This is a genomic window from Mycolicibacterium sp. XJ662, from assembly GCF_053484035.1.
On the sequence record NZ_JBEFTL010000001.1, the window covers coordinates 694,582 to 718,348 of the forward strand.

The following is a 23,767-nucleotide window of genomic DNA, read 5'->3' on the forward strand; positions in this document are numbered from 1 at the left end:
CGGACGCAAAGCGGCCGCACTGCCTTGACTACCACAGTCGTCGGAGGCGGCGGCTTCCGGCCTCTCGGTTCCGTCCCCCCGCCGACGGGGTATCCGCCGACTATGAGCAGGCATATCGAGGCCACCTTCCAAATCGGCAGCTGGGACGAGACACCGTTCGAAGACGGCGACGACGCCACCAAACTCACCGAGGCGCTGGTGGCCAAGCGCTACGAGGGCGACATCAAGGGCACGTCGACCACCAAGTGGCTGCTGGCCTACGCGCCGGACAAGTCGGCGCTCTACGTCGGCATCGAACACCTCACGGGCACCGTGGGCGGCCGCACCGGCGGCCTGGTGTTGTTGCACGACGGCAGCTACCGCGACGGGGTGGCCAGCGCAGAACTGCGCATCGCCTCGGGCACCGGCGAGTTGGCCAACGCGGCGGGCACCGGCAGCTTCCGCGCCGATCCGAACGGTTCGATCACGCTGGACCTCGACGGCCTCGACACCGCTATCGCGCAGGGTTCGCGGGAAACCCGCCGGTAGCCACCGGACCCCAGCGTCGCGGCCGAATGCGGATCAGACATTTGCCCTGGTCCACCATCGCCTGGCGGTACTGCGCCCAGTCGGGATGCTCCCCGGCGACGGCCCGGTAGTAGTCGACCAGCGGTTCGACGGCGTCGGGCAGGGCCAGCACCTCTGCGTCGCCGTCGACCTGCACGTAGGGGCCGTCGAACTCGTCGGAAAGCACCACGACGCTGGCCCGGCCGTCGCGGCGGATGTTGGCGGCCTTGGCCCGCTGCGGATAGCTGGCGATCACGATGCGGCCCGCCTCGTCGACGCCGCCGGTGACCGGTGAGCTCTGCAGTGAGCCGTCACGACGAAAGGTGGTGAGCAACATACGATGTCGTGGCCGGATGAATTCGAGCAGTTCCGGCAGGTCCACCGCGTCGGCGGTCGCGTGCTTTCGGGCCATGGTTCCAACGTAGCGACGGGAATGTGATGGACGCCTTCGAAAAGCTGGTCTCGATGCTGGACTACCCGATGTTCGTCGTCACCACCCGGGCCGGCGAGCAGCGGGCGGGTTGTCTGATCGGGTTCAGCAGCCAGGTCAGCATCGGGCCGCCCCGGTTTCTGGTCGGGCTGTCCAATAAGAACCAGACGTTCCGGGTCGCGCGGGATGCATCGCATCTGGCGGTGCACCTGCTGCCGCGGCGCCACCGCGAGCTGGCCCGGCTGTTCGGCAGCGAGACCGGCGACGAGATCGACAAGTTCGCCCGCTGTGCGTGGCGGGAGGGCCCGCACGGCATGCCGATTCTGGACGATGCGACGGGCTGGTTCGTCGGTGAGGTCCTGAACCGCTACGACCTCGGTGACCACGTCGGACACCTGTTGGAGCCGGTAGCGGGCGACGCGCCGGAGCGTTTCGATCAGCTCGTCACCTTCTCCGACGTGCGAGACCTCGAGCCCGGCCACGAGGCTTGACCGCTTCGACTTGCCCGCGAGTGTGGGCTCGTGTCACGCCCACCGGCCCGAAGGCGTGCGGGTAACCCACGTTCGCCCGCCCAAACGGCGGTCTCACCTGCGCAGCAGCGTCGCGCCGACAGAATGCGGAACTCGGTGCCTCGCCAGGCCCTTAAGATTGGCTGCGTGTTAACGGCCCATCGGCTTGACGTGAGACTTCGTGCCGTCCAGACAGCTCCGCGGTGTTTGCTGCGGTTCTGCCAGCGCACGGTGGGAGGTCGGTAAGCGCATGCGCCGTATCGCTGCGCTGTTGGCCGCGCTGCTGTTGGCATTCGTCAGCGCACCCGTCGCAGGTGCGCTCGAACCGCCGACGATCGACCCCTCGGCCGTCCCACCCGACGAGACCGGCCCCGACCAGCCCACCGAACAGCGCAGCGCCTGCCAGGCGCCCGCGGTGTTTCCCGACTCCAACTTCGCTGACAAACCGTGGGCAAATGACTATCTGCGGCTTGAGGAAGCGCGCAAGTTCGCGACAGGCGCGGGCATCACCGTCGCGGTGATCGACACCGGCGTGAACGGCTCACCGCGGGTGCCCGCCGAACCCGGCGGCGACTTCGTCGACCCGGCCGGCAACGGCATGTCCGACTGCGACGCGCACGGCACGCTCACCGCGTCGATCATCGCGGGCAGGCCCGCACCCACCGACGGGTTCATCGGCGTGGCCCCGGATGCCCGCATCCTCTCGCTGCGCCAGACCTCGGCGGCGTTTCAGCCGGTCGGCGCGCGCCCCGACCCCAACGACCCCAACACCACGCAGACCGCGGGATCCCTGCGCAGCCTGGCCCGCGCCGTGGTGCACGCCGCCAACCTCGGCGCGCAGGTCATCAACATCAGCGAGGCCGCCTGCTACAAAGTCACCCGCCCGATCGACGAGACCAGCCTCGGCGCGGCGATCAACTACGCGGTGCACGTCAAGAACGCCGTCCTCATCGTCGCCGCAGGCAACACCGGCCAGGATTGCACGCAGAACCCGCCACCGGACCCGGCGCTGCCGAACGATCCGCGCGGGTGGGAGCAGGTGCAGACCGTCGTCAGCCCGGCTTGGTATGCGCCGCTGGTGCTGACCGTCGGCGGCATCGCCCAGAACGGGCAGCCCAGCACCTTCTCGATGTCGGGACCGTGGCTGGGGGCCGCCGCGCCCGCCGAGAACCTGATCGCGCTGGGCTATGACGGCAACCCGGTCAACGCCCTGCACGGCGACGAGGGCCTGATCCCGATCAGCGGCACCTCGTTCGCGGCCGCCTACGTCTCGGGTCTGGCGGCGCTGCTCAAACAGCGCTTCCCCGAGCTGACGTCCGCCCAGATCATCAACCGGATCACCGCGACCGCACGGCATCCGGGCGGTGGGGTCGACAACTACGTCGGCGCCGGCGTCATCGACCCGGTGGCGGCGCTGACGTGGGATGTGCCCGCCGGACCTGAACAGGCGCCCTACAAGGTCAAAGAGATTCCGCCGCCCGTGCACATCCCGCCGCCGGACCGCGGGCCGATCACGACGGTCGTCATCATCGGAGCGGGGCTGGCGCTGGCGCTCGGGCTCGGCGCGCTGACCCGACGCGCGCTGAGGCGTCGATGAACAAGATCCGTGCCCTGTTCGGGCTGCGCGTGACGACCGGCCACACCGCCTGGGCGGCGGTCCTGGCCCCGGCCGCCATCGTGGTGTTCGCCCAACTCGACCTGCTCTGGTTGGGGATCACGCTGGCGGTGCTCATCGCACTTGCCGCGGTGGTGACGATCCGCGGCCGACGCGTCACCGGTTGGGTGGCCGCAGTCTTCGCGTGGCGGCGCAGGCACCGCAACGTACCCGAAGGGCCCTCCGAACCGGCCGTCGGCGCGACGGTGATGCCGGGCGATCACGTGGCGGTGCGCTGGCAGGACGAGCTGCTGACGTCGGCGATCGAACTGGTGCCGCGGCCGTTCACGCCGACGGTGATCGTCAACGGCGAGGCCTACACCGACGATGTGGTCGACACGATGCTCGTCGAACGCCTGCTGGCGGCGCACTGCCCCGACCTGGAAGCCGACGTGGTGTCGGCGGGTTACCGGGTGGGTAAGACGGCGCCGACGGCGCTGGTGGCGCTCTACGAGCAGGTGGTCGGGCCGTACCCGGCGCCGGCCAACCGGCGTACCTGGATTGTGCTGCGGGCCGACCCGGAACACACCCGCAGGTCTTCCCAGCGCCGCGAGGCCGGCGTGGCCGGGCTGGCGCGCTATCTGGTGGCCTCGGCCACCCGCATCGCAGATCAGTTGGCCAGCAACGGTATCGACGCCCGCGTGGTCCGCAGCTTCGACGCCTACGACCATGCGACCGAGATCAGCTTCGAACGCGAAACCTGGTCGGCGATCAAGGGGCGCAGCACGTTCACCGCCGCCTACAGCGCGCCGGGTGGCCCCGACGTGTGGTGGTCGGCGCGCGCCGATCACACGATCACCCGGGTGCGGGTGCGGCCGGGCGCGGCGCCGACGACGACGGTGTTGTTGACGACGCTGGCCAATCCGACCACACCGCGCGGGTTTTCGTGTCTGTTCGGCGGCCAGCGCGCGGCGTACCACGGCATCAGCCCCGTCACCGACCGCCATTACGAGCTGCCGATCGGCTCGGCGGGGGTGCTGGTCGGGGAGACCGCCGACCGCTATCCGGTGTACATGCCGTTCGACGACGTCGACGCCACCATCAACCTGGGTGACGCGCGGCTGTTCACCCAGTTCATCGTGCGCTCTGCCGCGGCGGGCGGTGTCGTCACGCTGTTGCCGCAGTTCGGCGAGTTCGCGGGGTTCGTCAACGGCCGCATCGGCGAGGTCGCCAAGGTGGCATGGCCGAACGCGACGACCTATCTCGGGCCGCATGCCGGTGTGGGCCGAGTTGTGTTGCGCGAGACCTTCATCGGTACTCCCCGGCATCGTCAGCTGCCGATCCGGCTGATCAATCCGCGCGAGGAGAGCCGCTATCAGATGGTGCTGGAAGGCTGACCATGAGCAGCGAACTGCGTGTCGACCCCGCGAAGCTGACGGCCCAGGCGGAGGCCATGCGGTCGATCACCTGGCAGACACCGGAGGTGGCGCCCGTTCCCGCCGACGCGCTGCCGTTCGCCAAGGATGCCGTCGACCGGCTCAACGAAACCGCAAGGGTGCTCACCGAATACCAGAAGTGGGCCGAAGCCGAGAACCTGCGCATCGCCGAGATCCTCGACAACGCGGCCGAGGCGTACCGCGAGATCGACGAAGCCTACAAGGACAAGCTTGACGACCCCGGCCGGACCGAGGCCATCGGCGACATCGCGCTGCCCGCCCCGTCGACCCCGATGCCCGCATTGCCCGGCGCAACGCCAGGGCCGGCGTCGCTCAGCGCCGACGAATACAGCCCCGTGCCGCAGACCCACGCCCTGCTCAACGGAGGTGATCACGGAAACTCGTTGCAGGTGGCCGAAGTTCAGTGGGGACTGGCCGGCACCTTCGCCGAGGGCCACGCGGCGCCGAAGAACATCACCGATTGGGAGGGTGAGGCCGCCGACGCCGCACACGCCAGGATGAACGCGTTCAGTTCGTGGCTGCACGATCTGGCCGCCGCCTGGCGAAAGCTGGCGATGGCCGCCGCCAAGGTCCAGGCGTCGCATCTGAACGCCAACGCGCAGCACATCCCCGTCTATGCCCGCTATGTGGCGCTGGAGGCGTCGTTGGCGCAGGCAGGCGCGGGCACGGATGTCTCCGCGGCCGTCGAGGAGATGAAGGAGCTTCAGCGGCAGTCCGACGAGATCCGCGCCGAGTACGCCAGGAACGCCTCGTTCGACGCTGTGCGCGTTGACAGCCCGCCGAATTCGGGTTCCGCGGCGAGTACGTCCGGCGGCGGCGGTGGGGGTGGTCAGCCCAGCGGCGACCCTGCGGCGATGGCCGAGCGGATGGGTGAGTCGCTCGGTGCGACGAACCCCGCTGCCGGCGGTGAGCCCGGCGGGGCGCCCGCCGGTGGCGGTGCACCGTCGGGCAGCGGGTCGCCGTCCGGCGGCGGAGCTCCCGGTGGTGCGCCCAGCGGCACACCCGGCGGGGCGCCCACAGATGCGCCGCCGCGTCACACCGACCCGAGCCTGCGCCCGGCCGCGGCCGCCGGTGGTGGATCCGCAGGTGGCGGTGGCGCAGGCGGAGGCGGCGGCGCCAAAGGTGCGGGCTCGCAACCCTTGTCGCCTGCGGTGACCGCCGAGACGGTGGCGCCGGCCCCGGTTCCCGTGTCGACGTCGGCGGCGGGCGCGGCGCCCGGTCCGTCGACGACCGGCATGATGGCAGGCGGCGGGATGGGGATGGCGCCCATGCACGGTGCCGCCGGCGCGGGGCAGGGTAAGGAGAAGCGGCGCAACCCGGCGCTGGCACCCGATGAGGACCTCTACACCGAGGACCGCCCCTGGACGGAAGGGGTCATCGGGAACCGCCGACGCAGGGAGAGCAAGGAAGACCAGTGACCGACGAGATGCATCCGCAGGTCGCCGCTGTTTTGCAGCAGGCGCAGCAGTTGCAGTCGATCATGGATGAGCAGCTTCACAAGATGAACAGCCAAACCTTCACGGCCACCGATGAATCCGGCACCGTCGAGGTGACGCTGGATGGCCATCACCAGCTGAAGTCGGCGTCCATCGCCGAAGGCACGATGCGGTTGGGCGTCGAGGAACTCCAGCAGCGGCTCAACGAGGCGTTGCGCAACGCGTCGGCGGCCGCCAGCACCACCATCGAGGCCGACCGCGAGCGGATCGACGCCGCGGTCGCCGAGATCACCAATCGCGAGCTGTAAGCCCTTAGCGCACACCCTCTTTGGCGTACACCACCCGCAGCACGTGGGCCACCTCCGGGCCCATCACGGTCTCGGTCAACTCACAGAACGTCGCGACGAACTGCGGCCCGTGCGGCGGAAGGTCGTCGCACAGATGGTGTGCGATCTCGTGCAGCACGACGAGTTCACGCAAGGCCCAACCGCTGCCCCGCTGAGGCACGGCGATGATCGCCGCGTCGTCGCTGCGCTCGTAGTGCGCTGCGGTGAGCCCGCGGCGCGCACGGACGGTCAACGGTACGGCGTCAGGCCAACGCCGCCGCACCGCGGGCATGGCCAGCACGTCGTCGATGTAGCGCTGCACCGCAGGCACCGAGGCGAACCGGCCCTCGGGCGGCAGCGTCAACTGGGCGCCGAAGAACTCCACCACCGGGTTGCCGCGCTCGCTGGCCCGGTCGAACAGCGTGCGCACGAAATCCTCTGCGGCATAGACCTTGGCGCGCTGGAAGTCGCGCGAGGTCACCTCTCCAGCACCGAGCGCGCCCCCGCGAGTTCGGGGCTGGCACCCAGCCGCGCCCTCTTGCCCGCGCGGTCACCGGCGCGCCGCGCCGCCGACGAATACCCCGCCGTCGCGCTGGTGGCCCGCCAGGTTCCCCGGGCCTCGGAGGTCTCCCGGTAGAAGTCCCGCAGCTCGATGTCCTTGTCGCGCAACGCCAGCGCAGTTCCCGGCTGGCTGTCGCGGCTGTTGGTGGCCTCCCGGCGGGCTTCTTCGCGGGCCAGCGCCAGCCGCTGGCCGATGCGGGCGCCGAACGCCAGCTGGAAGTTGATCCGCGCGGTGATCGTGGGTGTCGGGCGGTGCGCACCGGAGGAGATGTAGGCCTGCGACGCCTTGACCATCTGCATCACCAGGCTGGCGTAGAGGGCGTGGCTGGCGTCGATGTCCTCGGCGAAACCGTAGGCGTGCACGAACGTCGAGTTCGACGCGACATCACACTTCACGTCGTTAGCGTGGGCGATCACCGTGAACAGCTGCACGTAGGTGCGCAGGCCGCGGGTGCCGGCGTTGCCGATCGTGATGGTGCGCTGCACGGGCGTCTGCGCCTTGGTGCGGTGCTCTGTGTGCGAGCGCGCCACCGCCAGGTCGATCGACGTCGCGGTCGCCAACCGCTGCGCGGCGGCCATGAACGCGTCGGCTTCGTGCGGGTTGTCGGTGCCCTCTGCCTGGCGCAGCAGCGCGGCGATGCGGGCCAGCATCTTGTCGTCGCTCATGGGCCAAATCTAGGTCGAGTTGCCGACAAATCCATCCAGCGCCTCCACAACCTGTGGAGAAAGCGGCTGCTGGTTGGCGTAGTTGGCGACGTTATCGCTGGCGTCGTCGCGCAGCACGTGGTTGACGCCGGTGAACTCCGCGACCGTCAGCGTGGTGTGGGCGAGCGCGTCGATGAGGGGTTTGACGTCGTCGCACCGGGCCTGGCCGTCGGCGTCCGAACACGTCAGCAGTACCCGGGTGCCCGCGGGTACCTGCGCGGCCAACGCGACCGGATCGATCTTGTCGGCCTCGACGACGGCCTTGACGTTGCCCGCGTTGAGCAGCGCGCCGAGGCCTTCGGGCAAGGTGTCCGGCACGGTGCCGGTGGCGCGGACCTGGCCGACGGCGGCCAGCCACGCCTGCAGCGCGGCCGCGTCGCCGTTGGCGCGCACCCGGTTGGTGATCATGTCGAGGTAGCGGCCGGGCAGCGGTTGGAAGAGGCCGAGCGCATCGATCTTCGGCGCGTCCGCACCGGGGTCGCCGGCCAGCGCCATTGCGTGCACGGTGCCCTCGCCCAGCGCATAGACCGAGACGCGGTCCGCGTCGGTGCCGGGTTGGGCCGCCAGGTACCGCACCGCGGCCTTGGCGCCGGAGGTGTAGACCGCGCTGACGACATCGGTGGGGCGCTGCGCGTACGGGCCGAGGCCGGTCTTGCCGGTGCCGATCTTGTCGTAGCGCAGGCTGGCCACACCGCGTTCGGACAACAGCTCGGCGAGCTGACGCATGTTGCCCACCGGTCCGGCGACCGCGTTGTCTCCGTTGCGGTCGGTGTTGCCGCTCTCCGAGATCAACAGCGCGGCCGACCCCGGTGCGGCGTCGGACCGGTGCCGGTAGGTGCCGTGGATGGTCAACCCGTCTTCGACGAAGCTGACGTCCTCGTCGACCCAACGGCCCTCGTCGTCCTTGCCGCAGCCGACCAGCATCAGCGCCAGCGAAAGCAGCACGCCGAGAACAGCTTTCAAAGCTTGGCCTCGATCCACGCGGTGACGTCGTCGAGCACCAGCGCGCGTTCGGGCTCGTTGAACACCTCGTGGTAGAGCTCGGGATAGACCTTGAGGTGGGCGTCGGTGGATGCGACACACTCGAGCAGGCGGCGGCTGCCCTCGACCGGGATCAGCTTGTCGTGCTCGCCGTGCACGATCAGCAGCGGTGCGGTCAGCTTCGCGGCGCGCTGCGGCATGGTCTCGCCGACCTTCAGTAGCGCCTTGGCGATCCCGGCGGGCAGCTTGCCGTGGTGTACCAGCGGATCGGCCATGTAGGCCGCCACCACCTCGGGGTCGCGGGACACCGCCTCGGTCTCGAGTTGTTCGACCGGCAGACCCGGCAGGACGGCGCCGACGATCTTGGCCACCGCGATCATCACCGACGACACCGCGTCCTGCGCGTACACCGCCGGCCCGGACAGCACCATCGCGGTGTATTCGTCCGGGTGCTGCGCGCCGTAGGCGAACACGACCCCGCCGCCCATGCTGTGGCCGAGCACCACCCGGTGGAGGTCGGGGTGCTCGCGGGCCGCGATGCCGACCAGGCTGCGGAAGTCCTCGGTGTACTCGCCGATGTTGCGTAGATAGACGCGTTTGCCCCCGGAGCGGCCGTGCCCGCGCAGGTCCAACGCGTAGGTGATCAGTCCGGCCTCGCCGAAGCGCTGGGCGACATGGTCGTAGCGGCGCGCATGCTCGGCGTATCCGTGGCAGATCAGCACCACACCGCGGGGTTCACGGTCGGGGGTCCACACGTCGTAGACGATGCGGACGCCGTTGACACCGTCGAAGCTGCGTTCGCTGCGGGTTGTGACCATCCCCGGAGACTAGCTGTCGAACCTTCACTTGTCGGAGTCGGCGATTAAGCTCGTCTGGGTGACCGTTCTGGCCCACGACCTAGAGGGCAGCAGCGCCGAGGACGCCTTTCTCGCCGATGCCCAGCAGTACCGCCGCGAGCTGCTCGCACACTGCTATCGGATGACCGGATCCGTGCACGACGCCGAGGATCTGGTGCAGGAGACCTATCTGCGGGCGTGGAAGTCCTACAAGGGTTTCCAGGGCAAATCGTCGGTGCGCACCTGGCTGTACCGCATCGCCACCAACACGTGCCTGACCGCGCTGGAAGGCCGGTCACGCCGGCCGCTGCCCACCGGGCTGGGCGCACCCAGCTCAGACCCGGTCGACGACATCGTCGCGCGCGAAGAGGTGCCGTGGTTGGAACCCTTCCCCGACGACGCCTCCGACCCGTCGAACATCGTCGGCTCACGCGAGTCGGTGCGGCTGGCGTTCATCGCGGCGCTGCAACACCTCTCGCCGCGGCAACGCGCGGTGCTGGTGTTGCGTGAGGTTCTGCAGTGGCGGGCGGCGGAGGTGGCCGACGCGATCGGCACCTCGACCGCCGCGGTCAACAGCCTGCTGCAGCGGGCCCGTGCGCAACTCGACGCCGTCGGCCCCAGCGAAGACGACGTGCTGGCGGCCCCGGAGTCGCCGGAGGTCCAGGACCTGTTGAGCCGCTACATCGCGGCGTTCGAGAGCTACGACATCGATAAGTTGGTCGAGCTGTTCACCGCCGACGCGGTGTGGGAGATGCCGCCGTTCGACGGCTGGTATCAGGGCCCGCGGGAGATCGTGCTGCTGTCCAAGACGCACTGCCCCGCCGAGGGTCCCGGGGATATGCGGTTCATCCGCACCACCGCCAACGGTCAGCCCGCCACCGCGGTGTATCTGCTCAACCGGGAAACCGGCGTGCACGAGCCCCTTCAGATGCATGTGCTCGACATCGGCGCCGACGGCATCACGCATGTCGTCGCGTTTCACGCGTCGACGTTCGAGAAGTGGGGCTTACCTGACTCCCTCTAGGCGCCGAGTGGGCAGCTGTGCCACGCGATCGCCACGAATCCGTGCCATAACGGGCCACTGCGCGACGGGAAGGAGTGAACATCTTCGCAGGCCAGCGGGTTAGTTGACGCGTGTTCTGGAACCTGTTCTATAGTCAGCCCCCATGAAGACCAAGGGCGCTCTGCTGTGGGAGCTGAACTCGCCGTTCCGGATCGACGAGATCGACATCGGCGACCCCGTCGACGACGAGGTGCAGATCCGGATGCACGCCGCGGGCATGTGCCACTCCGACTACCACCTGACCACCGGCGCCACCCCGATCGGCCTGCCTGCGCTCGGCGGGCACGAGGGCGCGGGTGTCGTCACCAAGGTCGGCCGCAACGTGACCGGCATCGAGGAGGGCGACCACGTCATCCTCGCGTTCATCCCCGCCTGCGGCGAGTGCGCACCCTGCCTCAAGGGCTACCGCTCGTTGTGTGACCGCGGCGCCGTACTGCTCGGCGGTAAGGCCATCGCCGACGGCACCAGCCGGGTCCACGCGGCGGGCACCGAGGTGTCCCCGATGAACCTGCTCGGCACATTCGCCCCGTACATGACCGTGCACAAGGACTCCGTCGTCAAAATCGACAAGGACGTGCCGTTCGAGACCGCGGCGATCATGGGTTGCGCGGTGCCGACCGGGTTCGGTTCGGCCACCAACGTCGCCGAAGTCCAGCCGGGTGAGACGGTCGTCGTCGTCGGCGTCGGCGGCATCGGCATGAGCGCGTTGCAGGGCGCCGTCATCTCGGGGGCGCGCAACGTCGTGGCGATCGACCCCAACGAGTGGAAGCGCGATCAGGCCATCAAGTTCGGCGCCACCCACGTCTACCCGTCGATGGCCGAAGCGATCGCACCGCTGATCGACCTCACCCACGGCGTCATGGCCGACAAGACCATCATCGCCGTCGGGGACATGAAGGGCGAGTACATCGAAGAGGCGCTGACGCTGACCACCAAGACCGGCACCTGCGTCGTGACGGGCATGGGCTCGATGATGGACGTCGACGTCAAGCTCAACCTGTTCCTGTTCACGATGTTGCAGAAGACGTTGAAAGGCAACATCTTCGGTGGCGGCAGCAGCCACATCGAGACGCCGAAGCTGGTCGGGCTCTACAAGTCGGGTCTGCTGAACATCGACGACATGATCACCCGGACCTACCGCCTCGAGGACATCAACCGGGGCTATGCGGACATGCTCGAGGGCCGCAACATCCGCGGCGTCATCACATTCGACGAATCGGATTGGTAGCTAGTCTGGTGGGATGACCGCCAGCGTCGAGATCCGCCGCGGGCACGACCGTGGCCTCACCACGACGCACTGGTTGACGTCGCGGCACTCGTTCTCGTTCGGCGACTTCTACGATCCGGCCAACACCCACCACGGTGTGCTGCTGGTGAACAACGACGACATCGTCGCACCGGGCGGCGGCTTCGACACCCACGCGCACCGTGACATGGAGATCGTCACCTGGGTGTTGGACGGCGTTCTGGCACATGAGGATTCGATGGGCAACTCGGGCGTCATCCACCCGGGGCTGGCGCAACGGATGTCGGCGGGCACCGGTGTGCAGCACTCGGAGATGAACGGATCAGCCGCGCAGCCCGTGCGTTTCATCCAGATGTGGGTGACACCGGACCGCACCGGCATCGCCCCGAGCTACCAGCAGCGGGAGGTTGCGTTGCGGAGCGGACTCACCCCGATCGCCTCGGGTATGCACGACGGCGCCGCGGTGAGCATCCACAACGACCGCGCCGCCCTGCACGGTGCCCGGATGCAGGCCGGCGACAGCGTCGAGATGCCCGACGCGCCATACGTTCACCTCTTCGTCGCCCGCGGTGAGGTCACGCTCGAAGGAGCGGGCGCACTGCAGGAGGGCGACGCCGTGCGGTTCACCGGTTCCGGCGGCCAACGCGTCACCGCGGCCGAACCGGCCGAGATCCTGGTCTGGGAGATGCATGCGGGTTTGGGTGCGCCGTAACCGAATCGGCGCCTGACCCAAGGGCGTTGCCGTGGACCCGTCGAGACCTTCGCGACGGGGGTCTGGGCGACAAGCAGACTCTGGTTGGCGGGTTCCAGACAGCCGACGGCCCACGGTGGGGCCGTCCGGTCGCCGCCGTAGCGGGACCGGACGGCGCGGTGTACATCACCGATGACTATGCGGGTGCCGTCGGTCGCCCGGCACCACCGGGACGTTGGTCAGGTGCGCGGTGTACCCGCACCCCGGCGTCCGGTGATCGCGACGTAGATCGCGATCAGGATGATCGCCACGACCAAGCCGATGACAAACGGAATCGGCGAGAACATCTTGTCTCCCGTGCCGAACGCCGCGTTGGAGATCCACGAGCCGAGCAGTGCGCCGACCGCGCCCAGCAGGACAGTGATCAGCACGCCGACATTTTGCTTACCCGGCAAGATGAGTCGCGCCAACGCGCCCAGAATGGCGCCGACGACGAGAGCAACGATGATCGTCCACATATCTGACTCCTTCGGTTTCGGCGCGGGTGCGCCGTCATTGGACAATGCCCGGCACAGAACCTTCCTAACCTCATTCGGGTCCGACAAGATCTATCGAACTCCTGCCCGCGCAGTTTCGAAACGCAATGGGAGATAACGCGATCAGATTGTGATGCGAATGTGATGCAAGTTGACTGTGTTTCGCATGTGATTACAGTTGTCATGTTGTAGGGGCATCCCGGAAGGGTCAACTGTGTCGACTCCATTGGCAAACGTTCGGCGATTCGCGGCCACCGCTGCGGCGCTGGTGTTGTGCGCTGCCTTGGCGACGACGGCCGGTGTGCCCACCGCACACGGCGCCAGCGCGCGCGAACTGCTCGCCAGCGCCATCGCCAACACCCGGGGGTCCTACCTCGTCTACAACTTCGGAAGCGGCCACCCGGCACCGATGGTCAACGCCGCGGGTCACGCCTACGAGATGCACAACGGCGGCCACCTGATGATCATCAAGGCCGCGTCGGGACGTCTGGCGCCCCGCCTGCTCGCCGACACCCACCGCGGCTATCAGGCGCGGTGTGAACGCGATCCGCGCGCACGCACCGGCGAAGGGCTGTTGCAGGCCTCGGAGATCTTCACGCCGCTGCAGGCCTGGCAGGCACTCGGCCAACCCACGATCGCGATCAACGCCAACTTCTTCGATGTGCGCGGCCAGCGGGGCGGCTCGTGGAAATCCACCGGCTGCAGCTCTCCGCTCGGCACCTACGTCGACAACACCCGCGGACTGGGCCGGACCAACACCGTGGTCACCGGCCGCATCGCCTATGCCGGTAAGCAGGGCCTGTCGGGCGGCAGTGAACACTGGAAGGCGCTGTCCACGATGATCCTGCCCGTCGCTGGGGCGCCGTACGTCGTGTCACCGAAGAACCCCGACGACTACGACGCCGCATCGCCGGTGATCGAGGACCTGGTCGACAAGGGTGTGCGGTTCGTCGCGGTCGCGGGCATCGGCCTGCTGTCGCCTACAGATACCAGCCAGCTCAACGACGGTGGACCCAGCGCCGCCCGCACGGCCATCGCCTACTCCAAGGCCAAGGACGAGATGTACGTCTTCCAGGGCGGCAGCTACACACCGGACCAGATCCAGGATCTGTTCCGCGGTCTGGGCAGCGACAGCGCGATCCTGCTCGACGGCGGCGGGTCGTCGTCGATCGTGTTACGCCGCGACACCGGCGGCATGTGGGCCGGCGCCGGCGTCCCGCGCGGGTCGTGTGACACCCGACAAGTGCTGTGCGACTCCCGTGAGCGCGCGTTGCCAAGCTGGCTGGCGTTCAACTAGATCACGCGGCGGCGTCCGATGATCCGCCGTCCGACCCGTCCGAATCCGTTGAGCTGTCAGTAGATTTCGTCTCGGTGTCGGTCGTCGACTCTTGGTCGTCGGATTCGTCCGCGTCGGAGATCTCGTCGTCAGAGGCCGCGTCGTCGGACTCCTCCTCGTCATACTCCAAGTCGTCGACTTCTTCGTCGTCGGCGTCTTCCTCCGTCAGCTCGTCGTCGGCTTCTTCTTCGGATGCCTTTCCGGTCGACTCGGAAACCGATTCCTCGGAATCGGTTTCGTCGGACAGGGATTCGTCCACTTCGGTGGTCGACGACGTCAGCATCCGGGGGCCCTCTGACGCCGAGGCCGGCGCATCGGCGGCCTGAGCGCTCTCCTGTCCCGGCAGCGCGGGCAGGTTCAGGTTCCCGGCGATGTCACCGACCACGTCTTCCAACTGAGCGCCCAGATCACTGAACGGCAACGCTCCCAACAGGTCTCCGCCGGTGAGGTAGTCGATCAGGTTGAGGATCGCGTTCGGGGTGGCCGGCGTCGGGTTGCCGCTGAGGAATTCCTTCTGGAATCCGCGGATCAGCAGGTTGACGACGTCGAACGGGACCTGCAGCGGGTTGATCCCGGATGGGAACGACAGGAACGGCGTCGGGACACCGCCCTCGGTCAGCGTCCTGGTGTAGGTGCCGTCCGGGTTGCGGACCACGTCGGTGTAGCCCAGGTTGTTGAGGGCCTGAACCGCAGGCGCAAGCGCATTGGCGAACATGCCAACGGGGTTGACCGCCAACGCGCCGAACGTGGCGATGCTGATGATGTCGGAGAGCAGATACAACGGTTCGAGCAGCGGCTGCGTGGCCGACGGCAGGGTGGCGTAGAGGTTCAGCGCCAGCTTCCCGTCGACGAGGTTCGCCAACGCATCGTCGACCTGCCCGGTGAGCTGGTCGGTCACGGTGTCGAGGGTCAGTCCGCGAAGCATGTACGTCGGCAGCAGCCCGGCCAGGAGGTTGTTCGCGAGCGAGAACGGGTTCGGCCAGGCCGCCAAGTCCGACAGCGGGTGATACTGCACGCCGACGTCGATCAACACCGGGATGACGTTCGCTCCGCCGAGGGACAGCCCGAAGGGCAGCTGCGCCAACCCACCGCTGCTGGTCACCTCGGTCTGCGGGTTGATCGTGTCGATGCCCAGCAGGTCGAACAGCGGATAGAACCGCCCCAACGCCCCGCCGTTGGGGCGGGCGGGGTTGAGCAGAAGCAACATCGGCAGGACGGTGATGCTGCCCAGTAGCGGGTCGAGCCCGTCGTAGTTGACTCCGCCGGGCTGGTTGGCCAGGTCGGCGAGCACCTTGTCGTAGCCCGTGGCGATGGCGAACGCGCCCATCCCGATGCCCACAGACACCGGGGCGCGCAGGTGCACGGCGTCGGGCAGGACATCGCCCAGCAGGCCCTCGATGACGTTGCTCAACAGCGGAATCAACGGATTGCCCGGCAGCGTTTCGGTGAGCTCGTCGAGCAACGTGGTGAGCAGTCCGACGGCGCCGACTTCGAGGTAGTCGGTGCCGTTGATGTCGCCGGCGACCGAGTTGGGCAGCGCCGGCACCCAGCCGAGATCGGCGCCGAGCAGCTTCAGCATCGTGAACACCGGGCCCGCGGTGACGACGTTCAGCCCCGGGATGTCGAGATTGCCCAGGTTGAGCGGATCGCTGAGGTCGAGGCCGACCAGACCCAGCAGCCTCAGCAGGTCGGTGACGCCCTGCGCGTCGGTGATCCCCAGGAGTTGCAGGACCGGAACAAGGACCGTGTCGGTGACGATGCCCCCGACCAACTCCTCGAGCACGGGCGTCAGGTCGATGGGGATCTCACCGAGCACGCCGCCCAGAACGTTGTTCACCAGGAAGTTGGGGTCACCGAGCAGGCCCTCGATGAGGCTCTCCGGGTCCTGGCCCGCCGCCCTGGCCAGCGCGGCGAGGTTGAAGTTCTCGACCACCGCGCGGGCGACGAAGTCCACCACGGTCTGGGTGATGTCGTAACCGAATGTGCCGAGCCCCCCTGTCACATCGAGGATCTGCCCGGGTGATGGCCACTGGTTGACGGCCGCGAGCAGCTCGGCGTCGACGTGGCGGACGTTCGCGGTCGCGGCGTTGACCTCAGGCGGGGGCGCCACGGCGACCAGCGCGGTCGCCGTCGCGGTCGCAGCACCGAAGGCGGAAGCCTTCCTAGCGAACTTCTTGGCGTTCCTCCGGCGCGTGCGATGCCTGCCAGCCAATTGACCTATCCTCTCGGCCCCCCCAGCGTGGTATTGCAGACCGTAGCATGCCGTCGGTACTCCTTGGCACAGATGGGCAACGCATCGGTTTGCCTTGGTACCTGGTTATTAGGTATTTGAACCCCATAAGGCAAATTCAGAAGGTTGGCGCTGCCGTCACCGAGCGATGTGCTGTCGCCCGCGTGAGCAACTTGTCGCACAGCTCCGCCGCCTGAAGGCACGACGTAACCCAGCAACGCTGCCGCTCAGGCCGCGGCGGGCGGTGTTTCGTCGCTCGTCGAGTCGTCGGTCGAAGTGGTATCGGCGTCGTCGGTCCCGGTCGTGGCCTCGTCGTCGTCGGGCCCTTCGTCGGCGTCTTCGTCGTCAGGAACCTCTTCGTCGGGAGCCTCTTCGTCGGAGCCCTCTTCGTCGGTCGGCTCGGAATCCGGCTCGGAATCCGGCACGGAATCCGGTTCATCTTCGGTCACGTCTTCGACGGTCGTCGACTCCAGCGCTGGGGAGTCGTCGTCGGACGTGGAATCGGCAGCCGCGAGAAACGAGTCCGGCACGTTCACATCGCGGAGGATGCCGCTTACGGCATCTTCCAACGGGGCACGCAAAGCGCTCGTCGGCGAGGCGCGTCGACGGTCTTTACCGATGAGATAGTCGACCACGTTAAGGATCGCGTTCGGCGGGGCCGGCGTCGGTTTGCCGCTGAGGAATTCCTTCGTGAATCCGCGGACCAACAGGTTGGCGATGTCGACGGTCACCTGCAGCGGGTTGATATGGCGAGGAAACGACAGAAACGGTGTCGGCACACCCCCTTCGGACAGCGTGCGGGTGTAGGTGCCGTCCGGGTTGCGGACCACGTCGGTGTAGCCCAGGTTGTTGAGCGCCTCGACCGCCGGTGCGAGCGCGTTCGCGAAGGCCAGTACCGGGTTCACGGCCAACAATCCGAACGTCAGGATGCTGATGACATCGGAAAGCAGATACAACGGCTCGAGCAACGGTTGCGTGGCAGACGGCAGCGTCGCATACAGGTTCACCGCCAGCTTCCCGGCGACGACGTCATCGAACGCATCGCCGAGTTGCCCCTTCAGCTGACCAGCCGCGGCGCCGGCGTCGAGGCCGCGCAGAATGTACGTCGGCAGAATCCCCGCCATCAGGTTGTTCGCGAGCGAGAACGGATTCGGCCACGCCGCCAAGTCCGACAGCGGATGGTACTGCACGCCGATGTCGATCAGCACCGGGATGAGGTTCGCTCCGCCGAGGGACAATCCGAGCGGCAGCCGTACCAAACCGCCGCTGCTGGTGGCCGTCGTGTTCGGATTGACCGCGTTGATACCGAGCAGATCAAACAACGGATAGAGCCGCGCAGCCGCACCGCCGTTGGGTCGGGCGGGATTGAGCAGCAACAACATTGGTAGCACCGTGAAGCTACCCAGCACCGGGTCAAGGCCCCGGTATCCGGCCCCGCCGGGCTGGTTGGCCAAATCCGCGAGCACCTTGTCATAGCCCGTGGCGATGGCGAACGCGCCCATGCCGATACCCACTGCCGTCGGCATGCGCAGGTTCACCAGATCGGGCAACAGGTCACCCACGCCGATGAGCATGACTTTCAGCAGCGGGATCAACGGGTTGTCGGGCATTGTCTCGCCGAGCTCGTCGAGCAGCGCGGCGACCAGTCCCGCGCTTCCCACGTGGAAGTAGTCGGTGCCGTTGATGCCATCGGCGACCGAGTTGGGCAGCGAGGGCACCCAGCCGAGATCGGCCCCGAGCATTTTCAGCATGGCGAACAGCGGGCTCGCGGTGACGACGTTCAAACCCGCAACGTCGAGATCACCGAGGTTGAGCAGATCGCTGAGGTCAATGCCGACGACGCTCAGCAAGGTCAGCAGATCCGTCTTGCCGTGCGCATCGGTGACGCCGAGGAAGTGCAAGACGGGAAGAATGACCGTGTCGGTGACGTCCTTGCCGACGAGTTCGTAGAGCACGGGCGCCACTTCGATGGGTATCCCACCGACGAGCCTGCCCACCACTTTGGTCAGCAGGGCTTCGGGGTCACCGAGCGCGCCCTGGCCCGCGATACCTGCAAGCGCCCCGAAGTCGAAGTTCTCGACCACCGCCCGGACGACGACGTCCACCACGGTCTGGGTGATGTCGTAACCGAATGAGCCGAGACCCGCTGTCGCATCAGGAATCTGACCGGGCGAAGGCCATGGGTTCACCGATGCGAGGAGCTCGGCGTCGACGCTGCGGACATTCGCCGTCGAAGGGTCGGACCGAGGCGGGGGCGCGACACCGACCAGCGCGGTCGCCGTGGCGGCGGCAGCGGTGACGGCGGCGGCCTTACTAGCGAACTTTCTGACGGCCCTGCGGCGCGCGCGATGCCTGCCCCCCATTGACCCGTCCTCTCGGCACCCCAGGCTGCGATCGAGCCGACGGTAACACGCATCAGCGGTTCTGGTGATCAAGATCGTCGCTTCGCAGGCGCCGTCTACCGCGCCTCATCGACGGCGTCCACCGGTGTTAGCAAAGATTTGACGTCAGAGCGCCAATGCGCTGTCGGCCGCGCGCGCCACCTGTCGCGCGTAACCGCCGCCGAAGATCACCACGTGGGCCAGCAACGGGTAGAGCTGGTGCAGCCCGAACCGGGCGCGCCACCCTTCGCGCAACGGGTGCCGCGACTGGTAGCCGTCGATCACCGTGTCGAAGAACGGGCAGCCGAACAGATCCAGCATTGCGAGGTCGGTTTCCCGGTGCCCGCCGTGGGCGGCCGGATCGATGAGCACCACCCCGTCTGGCGTCCACATCACGTTGCCGCTCCACAGATCGCCGTGCAACCGTGCCGGCGCATCGCCGTCCTCGAAGTCGCCGGCCTCACACCCTGCGATCACGGCGTCGACGGTGTGGCGCGTCGGCGCGTCGAGGCGGGCGTGCGCCCGATGCGCCATGGGCCCAAGCCTTTCCCGTGCATAGAATTGGCCCCAGATGTCATGGGTGGTGTACGACATGGGCAGCGGATGGTGCAGCGGGCCGAAGTATCCCGGGCCGTCCCACCCCGGCGGGGCTGCGCCGAACCCGTCCGCACCGGCGTCGTGGGTGCTGACCAGACGGCGGCCGAACTCGTACGCGGCAGCGCTGGACGGTGCGGTGGTTTGCAGGTGTTCCAGCGTGAGGCTGTCATCGGTGTGGCCGAGTACCCGGGCACACCGCGCGCCGCCCGGGGCGGATGAAAGCCATTGCAGGCCAGCGGCTTCACACGCGAAGAAGCCCGGTGGCGCCCCAGTGCGGCGTTTGACGAACTCCGGCATATCTACGGCAGGCCGAACATCCGCCGCTGCACGCGGTCGCGCAACCCGGTCGGCAGCCTGCCCATCAAGCCCACCTGAATCTTCGGGCCGATCCCGACGACGTACCGAGCGCGTGGTCGGCGTGCACTGAGCGCCTGCTCGACGACGACGGTCACCTTTGCCGAAGGCGCTGCGGTCCGCTGCGCTATCGGGATGATCTTCTTCATGCCCGCAATATGTTTCGCGTAGAGGTCGCGGTGTTCGGGGGTGAGGTTCGCCTCGGTCTCGGCCACCATGCTGTCGGCGGTGCGCCACATGTCGGTGTCGGTCTGCGCGGGTTCGACGACGACCACGGCGATGTTCCACGGGGTCAGTTCGACGCGTAGCGCGTCGGCGGCGGCCTCCAACGCGAACTTACTCGCTGAGTAAGCACCCATCAGCGGCATCGACATGCGGCCGTTGACGCTGGAGATGAACACGATCCGGCCCTGCGACTCCCGCAGCCGCGGCAGCACCTCCTGGGTGACCGCGATTTGTCCGATGACGTTGACTTCCAACTGTTCTCGCCAGTCGGCAATCGGTATGGTCTCCACCGCGCCCGCGACGACGATGCCGGCGTTGTTCACCACGGCGTCGAGGCGGGCCGGCAGCGAGGTCGCCAACGCGTCGATGTGCTCGGCGTTGGTGACGTCGAGGATGATCGCCGAGATGCGCTGCGGGTTGACCGCGGTGACCGCCTCGGCGTCGGTCTGGGTTCGGACGCCCGCGATCACGTCCCAGCCACGCCCGGCCAGATGTTCGGTGATCGCCCTGCCGATTCCTCGGGAGGCGCCGGTGACCAGTACGGAAGGCATGTCTTCTCCTCAAGGGCGCTGGCAGAAGCAGTTGTCACACTACGGCGTGGGTCAGCCCGCGGACTACCCCGCCGAATGCCGGGGCCCGAACCAGAAGATCGCGGCGCCGGCCGCGATGAAGGCGGCGGCCAGCGCGATGACGGGGGCCACCGTGACCCGCGTCAGCGTCGCACCCACGACCGCGCCCCCGCACATCGTGAAAACCACGCCGTAGCGCAGCTTTTCCCGTTCACCGGTGCCGCCGGCCAACCGGCTGTCGAAGCCGAGCCCGGAGATGGTCGATGTCAGCACCGTGGTGGACAGTTCCTGCACGCCGAACTGGCGCGCGGTGACGTTCTGGATGCCGAACACGATGGCCAGACCGGCGATCAGGATGAGCTTGGTGTTGTTTTCGTAGTCCAGCACACCTGCGCCGGCCAGGATCGCCAGCACCGTCAGCGTCACCACCTCCACGCCGAGGGTGATGCCCAGCCAGCGGCGCACCTCGTCGTCGAGGTGTCGGGCCAGCCGGCCGCCGATCACCGCGCCCGCCACGAAGGCGGCGAACGCGACCAGCGCGGCGGTCATGTCGATGCCGGAGTCCGGCACGAACCAGAAGCCGAGGAAGATGACGTTGCCCGTCATGTTGGCGACGAAGACATGTCCCAGCACCAGCACGCTGACCGCGTCGACCAGCCCGGTCGCGAACGTGAGCAGAAACAGCGCGACGTACGTCAGCCGCTGCGAGACAGGCGATTGAACGGCCACGAAGGTGGTTTCGTTGCTACAGCTGTGGTGTGAGGTCCAGTGACGTCACGGTGGACATGCGGGTGATCAACCAGTCCGCGTCGTCACGCACCATCGTCAACCGATACGACAGGTAGCGCAGCGACGGGATGTTCTTGGTGACAGGGCTGGTGGCGACCGAGTTGGTGTAGACGATCGCGGTCGCCTCGGTGGGGGTCAGCGATTCCACCGCCGCGCCCATCACCTCGGTGGTGTTGGAGACCTGCGCCTGCTTGTTGGGTGCGACGATCGCGTCGATGTACTTGCGGTATTCGTATTCGAAGTCGCCGCCGAGATATGCCGCAGACCGGTCCGCAAGGCTCTCCATGTCTTCGGGCGTGTAGGTCCACAGCGTGGTGATCGCGTCGGCGGCGGTGCGCGCCACGTCGAGTTTGATCTGCACGGTCGCCCGTTCGGACAGATACGGCTGCACCATCGCGGCGGCGAAGCCTGCGGCGCCGACGAACAGCACAGCGGCGACGATCGCGGCGATCGCCAACCGCTTACCCGCGGGCCGGTGTGCAACGAGTACCGGTGGTTCCTCGGGCTCCTGGGGCGTTTCGTCGGCCGCGACGTCCTCATCGGCGGCGTCCTCATCGGCGACGTCCGACTCGGTCGCCTCCGGTTCGGTGGCTTCCGGCTCGGGCGCCTCTGGCTCGGAGACCTCGGGTTCGGGAACCTCCGGCTCCGTGGTTACCGACTTGCTGGCGCGGGCCGCCTTACCGCGCGGCACCGGCTTGGGCTGCTCCGGCTCGACGCTCTGGTCCTGCTCGGTAACATCCTCGGCCCCAGCGGTTTTCGTGCGGCGACGCAGGGAGAACCAGCGGCGGCGACCGGCGGGCGCCGACGGCTCGGCGTCCTTGGCATCCTCGGCGGCGGTCAGATCACCTGAATCAGCTGGCTGATCTTCCACTGCTCTCCCTCCTGGACAGTCGTTGCGATCCAGCGACTTCCGCTCTCATAGGTCTGCTTGCCGTCCGGGGACTTGGAGGTGACCGTCGTCGCGACGAGCACGTCGGCGCTGCCGTCGTCGTTCCAGCGCTGCACCCCGGCCTCCACCACGGTGCCGGTGGTCGGCTCCTGGCGCGCCACCTGGACCAGGATCGCGTTCTTCTTCTCGTTGAACATCGACGCGAATTCACCGGTGCCCTCGGCGAGGATTCGGTCCACATATGCGTTGGCGTGGAACGGATCCAGCGAGGTGTAGTCGGTCATGAACTCGCGCACATAGCCCAACGCCATCGCGTCTTTGACTGCCGTCCGGCGGTCCGCCTCATGGTTGATCAGCATCAGCGTGCTGAGCGTGATCGCGGCGACCATCAGCAGCGACGCCACCGTGGCGATCACCGGCAGTCCCCACCGGCGCGGAGCCTTCGGCGTCACCTCGAAGAAGTCGGGTTCGGCGGCGTCGATACGGCGGCGCGGGCTCATTGGCCCTCCGGGTTCATCATCGGTCTCTTGAGCACCGTCAGATCGGCGACGCGCCACTGCCCGTCGGTCTTCTCGAAGTTCACCCGCACGGTCGCGGTGATGAACTTCAGGTTGTTGGGGTCGTCGCCGCGCTGGCCCTGCATCGCCAGCAGCATCGACGCGCTCGTCGGGGTGACGGGCGGGATCGGCAGCACGGCGCTGCTGACCGCCCAGTACTCGTTGGACGTCACCCCGGAGTTCTGCACGGCCTGCTGCTGGGCGATCAACTGCTCGCGGTACGACTCGGTGGTCAGCGACTGGGCCCTGGCGAAGTCCTGCTGCAGGGTGTCCTTCTTGTAGGTCAGCATCTGCTCGACGATGCGCGGCCCCTGCTCGGCGATCTGCACGCGCGCGGTCTCGATCGCGCGGTCGTGGCGGTACACCACCGCGGCGCTCAACGCGACCGCCACGGCCGACAACAGCGCCGCCGCGATCAACACCACCGCGGTGAGCCGGCGCACGTCGCGGGCACCGGACTCGACCCGGTGCACCTCGGTGCGCAACACCAGATCGGCGAACGTGCGACGGCGCCTGTCCCACAGCGGCCACAGCCAGCCGACGAACAACGCCGCGGTGTCCAGTAGGTGCGCCAGGTCGCGCACCAGCAGCCGCCACACCCCGACCGGCGACCCGGTCCGGTTCACCACGGCGATCCCGAACAGTGCGCGCCCCAGGCTGAATCCCTTGACCGCGGGCAACACCAACCGGTTCACGGCCATCGCCAGCACCACGACCGCCGCCGTCGCCGTGAACACCCACCACAGCCAGCCCCGCAGCGGCGCCGTCCACGCCACCAACCCCAGCGTCGCGAGCACCCCGAGTCCCACCAGCACGTCGATGGCGAAGGCGCCGACCCGCGCGGGCCAGGACGCCAGCGGCGGTGGGACCACCTCGTCGGTGGCCGGGATGTCGGTAGCGATGTCGAGCGTCATGGTCGGTGG

The 23,767-nt window shown here is 68.0% G+C and carries 24 protein-coding genes and 1 pseudogene; 11 read left to right on the forward strand and 14 right to left on the reverse strand.

The window, feature by feature from the left end:
- Positions 1–102: 102 nt before the first annotated feature.
- Positions 103–528, forward strand: coding sequence for a DUF3224 domain-containing protein (locus ABQE93_RS03170; protein WP_448405812.1), 426 nt, complete (start codon positions 103–105; stop codon positions 526–528).
- Here the strand turns inward: ABQE93_RS03170 and ABQE93_RS03175 are convergent.
- Positions 494–958, reverse strand: a complete 465-nt coding sequence (locus ABQE93_RS03175; RefSeq protein ID WP_448405813.1) for a PPOX class F420-dependent oxidoreductase — start codon at positions 956–958, stop codon at positions 494–496. The genes ABQE93_RS03170 and ABQE93_RS03175 overlap by 35 nt on opposite strands.
- Positions 959–984: 26 nt before the next feature.
- Here ABQE93_RS03175 and ABQE93_RS03180 point away from each other — a divergent pair, with 26 nt between their 5' ends.
- The 5 genes from ABQE93_RS03180 to ABQE93_RS03200 all read left to right on the forward strand — a co-directional run bounded on the left by ABQE93_RS03180 (position 985) and on the right by ABQE93_RS03200 (position 6,280).
- On the forward strand, positions 985–1,467 hold the full coding sequence (locus tag ABQE93_RS03180; RefSeq protein ID WP_448405814.1) for a flavin reductase family protein: 483 nt from the start codon (positions 985–987) through the stop codon (positions 1,465–1,467).
- Positions 1,468–1,735: 268 nt separating this feature from the next.
- Positions 1,736–3,082 carry a type VII secretion-associated serine protease mycosin gene (gene mycP, locus ABQE93_RS03185; RefSeq protein WP_448405815.1) on the forward strand — a complete coding sequence of 449 codons (1,347 nt, stop codon included), beginning with the start codon at positions 1,736–1,738 and terminating at the stop codon, positions 3,080–3,082.
- Complete coding sequence (eccE, locus tag ABQE93_RS03190) at positions 3,079–4,476, forward strand: type VII secretion protein EccE (RefSeq protein ID WP_448405816.1); 1,398 nt, start codon at positions 3,079–3,081, stop codon at positions 4,474–4,476. The genes mycP and eccE overlap by 4 nt, the downstream gene beginning before the upstream one ends.
- Positions 4,477–4,478: 2 nt before the next feature.
- A complete protein-coding gene (locus ABQE93_RS03195; protein WP_448405817.1) occupies positions 4,479–5,954 on the forward strand; it encodes a PPE domain-containing protein in 1,476 nt (491 codons plus the stop codon).
- Positions 5,951–6,280 carry a YbaB/EbfC family nucleoid-associated protein gene (locus ABQE93_RS03200; RefSeq protein ID WP_448405818.1) on the forward strand — a complete coding sequence of 110 codons (330 nt, stop codon included), beginning with the start codon at positions 5,951–5,953 and terminating at the stop codon, positions 6,278–6,280. Before ABQE93_RS03195 ends, ABQE93_RS03200 begins: the two co-directional genes overlap by 4 nt.
- Before the next feature lie 4 nt (positions 6,281–6,284).
- Here the strand turns inward: ABQE93_RS03200 and ABQE93_RS03205 are convergent, their stop codons facing one another.
- The 4 genes from ABQE93_RS03205 to ABQE93_RS03220 are packed head-to-tail and all read right to left on the reverse strand — an operon-like array spanning position 6,285 to position 9,363.
- The gene (locus ABQE93_RS03205) at positions 6,285–6,779 is read right to left on the reverse strand and encodes a TIGR04338 family metallohydrolase (protein ID WP_448405819.1); all 495 of its coding nucleotides are present in this window, start codon (positions 6,777–6,779) and stop codon (positions 6,285–6,287) included.
- Positions 6,776–7,525 (reverse strand): DUF2786 domain-containing protein, encoded by a 750-nt coding sequence (locus ABQE93_RS03210; RefSeq protein WP_448405820.1) that lies wholly within the window; start codon positions 7,523–7,525, stop codon positions 6,776–6,778. Before ABQE93_RS03210 ends, ABQE93_RS03205 begins: the two co-directional genes overlap by 4 nt.
- Before the next feature lie 9 nt (positions 7,526–7,534).
- The gene (locus ABQE93_RS03215; RefSeq protein WP_448405821.1) at positions 7,535–8,527 is read right to left on the reverse strand and encodes an alpha/beta hydrolase family protein; all 993 of its coding nucleotides are present in this window, start codon (positions 8,525–8,527) and stop codon (positions 7,535–7,537) included.
- Positions 8,524–9,363, reverse strand: a complete 840-nt coding sequence (locus tag ABQE93_RS03220) for an alpha/beta hydrolase (protein WP_448405822.1) — start codon at positions 9,361–9,363, stop codon at positions 8,524–8,526. Before ABQE93_RS03220 ends, ABQE93_RS03215 begins: the two co-directional genes overlap by 4 nt.
- Before the next feature lie 58 nt (positions 9,364–9,421).
- On the opposite strand from ABQE93_RS03220, the gene ABQE93_RS03225 reads away from it, so the two are divergent.
- From ABQE93_RS03225 to ABQE93_RS03240, 4 genes and pseudogenes are all read left to right on the forward strand, one after another.
- Positions 9,422–10,405, forward strand: coding sequence for a sigma-70 family RNA polymerase sigma factor (locus ABQE93_RS03225; protein WP_448405823.1), 984 nt, complete (start codon positions 9,422–9,424; stop codon positions 10,403–10,405).
- Between the two features lie 142 nt (positions 10,406–10,547).
- Positions 10,548–11,672, forward strand: a complete 1,125-nt coding sequence (locus tag ABQE93_RS03230) for an NDMA-dependent alcohol dehydrogenase (protein ID WP_448405824.1) — start codon at positions 10,548–10,550, stop codon at positions 11,670–11,672.
- A gap of 13 nt (positions 11,673–11,685) precedes the next feature.
- Positions 11,686–12,402, forward strand: coding sequence for a pirin family protein (locus ABQE93_RS03235; RefSeq protein ID WP_448405825.1), 717 nt, complete (start codon positions 11,686–11,688; stop codon positions 12,400–12,402).
- Between the two features lie 50 nt (positions 12,403–12,452).
- A pseudogene (locus ABQE93_RS03240) lies at positions 12,453–12,617 on the forward strand (gluconolaconase); the annotation flags it as partial.
- Positions 12,618–12,620: 3 nt separating this feature from the next.
- On the opposite strand, the gene ABQE93_RS03245 reads toward ABQE93_RS03240, so the two are convergent.
- The gene (locus ABQE93_RS03245) at positions 12,621–12,899 is read right to left on the reverse strand and encodes a GlsB/YeaQ/YmgE family stress response membrane protein (protein WP_448405826.1); all 279 of its coding nucleotides are present in this window, start codon (positions 12,897–12,899) and stop codon (positions 12,621–12,623) included.
- A 214-nt stretch (positions 12,900–13,113) separates the two neighbouring features.
- Between ABQE93_RS03245 and ABQE93_RS03250 the strand changes: the two genes are divergently transcribed.
- The gene (locus ABQE93_RS03250) at positions 13,114–14,214 is read left to right on the forward strand and encodes a phosphodiester glycosidase family protein (RefSeq protein WP_448406507.1); all 1,101 of its coding nucleotides are present in this window, start codon (positions 13,114–13,116) and stop codon (positions 14,212–14,214) included.
- 1 nt (position 14,215) lies between these two features.
- On the opposite strand, the gene ABQE93_RS03255 is transcribed toward ABQE93_RS03250, so the two are convergent.
- From ABQE93_RS03255 to ABQE93_RS03290, 8 genes are all read right to left on the reverse strand, one after another.
- The gene (locus ABQE93_RS03255) at positions 14,216–16,465 is read right to left on the reverse strand and encodes an ATPase (RefSeq protein WP_448405827.1); all 2,250 of its coding nucleotides are present in this window, start codon (positions 16,463–16,465) and stop codon (positions 14,216–14,218) included.
- Between the two features lie 245 nt (positions 16,466–16,710).
- Positions 16,711–18,846: an ATPase gene (locus ABQE93_RS03260; RefSeq protein ID WP_448405828.1), complete on the reverse strand. Its 2,136-nt coding sequence runs from the start codon at positions 18,844–18,846 to the stop codon at positions 16,711–16,713.
- Positions 18,847–18,990: 144 nt separating this feature from the next.
- Positions 18,991–19,758, reverse strand: coding sequence for a fructosamine kinase family protein (locus tag ABQE93_RS03265; protein WP_448405829.1), 768 nt, complete (start codon positions 19,756–19,758; stop codon positions 18,991–18,993).
- 2 nt (positions 19,759–19,760) lie between these two features.
- On the reverse strand, positions 19,761–20,591 hold the full coding sequence (locus ABQE93_RS03270) for an SDR family NAD(P)-dependent oxidoreductase (protein WP_448405830.1): 831 nt from the start codon (positions 20,589–20,591) through the stop codon (positions 19,761–19,763).
- A gap of 63 nt (positions 20,592–20,654) precedes the next feature.
- Entirely contained in the window at positions 20,655–21,338 is a 684-nt protein-coding gene (locus tag ABQE93_RS03275) for a YoaK family protein (RefSeq protein ID WP_448405831.1), read from the reverse strand.
- A 16-nt stretch (positions 21,339–21,354) separates the two neighbouring features.
- The gene (locus tag ABQE93_RS03280) at positions 21,355–22,269 is read right to left on the reverse strand and encodes a mammalian cell entry protein (RefSeq protein ID WP_448405832.1); all 915 of its coding nucleotides are present in this window, start codon (positions 22,267–22,269) and stop codon (positions 21,355–21,357) included.
- On the reverse strand, positions 22,236–22,787 hold the full coding sequence (locus ABQE93_RS03285) for an Rv1363c family protein (RefSeq protein WP_448405833.1): 552 nt from the start codon (positions 22,785–22,787) through the stop codon (positions 22,236–22,238). The genes ABQE93_RS03280 and ABQE93_RS03285 overlap by 34 nt, the downstream gene beginning before the upstream one ends.
- Complete coding sequence (locus tag ABQE93_RS03290) at positions 22,784–23,758, reverse strand: RDD family protein (RefSeq protein WP_448406508.1); 975 nt, start codon at positions 23,756–23,758, stop codon at positions 22,784–22,786. The genes ABQE93_RS03285 and ABQE93_RS03290 overlap by 4 nt, the downstream gene beginning before the upstream one ends.
- Between the last annotated feature and the right edge of the window lie 9 nt (positions 23,759–23,767).

Coding starts and splice junctions, on each gene's coding strand:
- ABQE93_RS03170 (WP_448405812.1), top strand. CDS start 103: ATGAGCAGGCATATCGAGGCCACCTTCCAAATCGGCAGCTGGGACGAG.
- ABQE93_RS03175 (WP_448405813.1), bottom strand. CDS start 958: ATGGCCCGAAAGCACGCGACCGCCGACGCGGTGGACCTGCCGGAACTG.
- ABQE93_RS03180 (WP_448405814.1), top strand. CDS start 985: ATGGACGCCTTCGAAAAGCTGGTCTCGATGCTGGACTACCCGATGTTC.
- mycP (WP_448405815.1), top strand. CDS start 1,736: ATGCGCCGTATCGCTGCGCTGTTGGCCGCGCTGCTGTTGGCATTCGTC.
- eccE (WP_448405816.1), top strand. CDS start 3,079: ATGAACAAGATCCGTGCCCTGTTCGGGCTGCGCGTGACGACCGGCCAC.
- ABQE93_RS03195 (WP_448405817.1), top strand. CDS start 4,479: ATGAGCAGCGAACTGCGTGTCGACCCCGCGAAGCTGACGGCCCAGGCG.
- ABQE93_RS03210 (WP_448405820.1), bottom strand. CDS start 7,525: ATGAGCGACGACAAGATGCTGGCCCGCATCGCCGCGCTGCTGCGCCAG.
- ABQE93_RS03220 (WP_448405822.1), bottom strand. CDS start 9,363: ATGGTCACAACCCGCAGCGAACGCAGCTTCGACGGTGTCAACGGCGTC.
- ABQE93_RS03230 (WP_448405824.1), top strand. CDS start 10,548: ATGAAGACCAAGGGCGCTCTGCTGTGGGAGCTGAACTCGCCGTTCCGG.
- ABQE93_RS03235 (WP_448405825.1), top strand. CDS start 11,686: ATGACCGCCAGCGTCGAGATCCGCCGCGGGCACGACCGTGGCCTCACC.
- ABQE93_RS03245 (WP_448405826.1), bottom strand. CDS start 12,899: ATGTGGACGATCATCGTTGCTCTCGTCGTCGGCGCCATTCTGGGCGCG.
- ABQE93_RS03260 (WP_448405828.1), bottom strand. CDS start 18,846: ATGGGGGGCAGGCATCGCGCGCGCCGCAGGGCCGTCAGAAAGTTCGCT.
- ABQE93_RS03265 (WP_448405829.1), bottom strand. CDS start 19,758: ATGCCGGAGTTCGTCAAACGCCGCACTGGGGCGCCACCGGGCTTCTTC.
- ABQE93_RS03270 (WP_448405830.1), bottom strand. CDS start 20,591: ATGCCTTCCGTACTGGTCACCGGCGCCTCCCGAGGAATCGGCAGGGCG.
- ABQE93_RS03285 (WP_448405833.1), bottom strand. CDS start 22,787: ATGAGCCCGCGCCGCCGTATCGACGCCGCCGAACCCGACTTCTTCGAG.
- ABQE93_RS03290 (WP_448406508.1), bottom strand. CDS start 23,758: ATGACGCTCGACATCGCTACCGACATCCCGGCCACCGACGAGGTGGTC.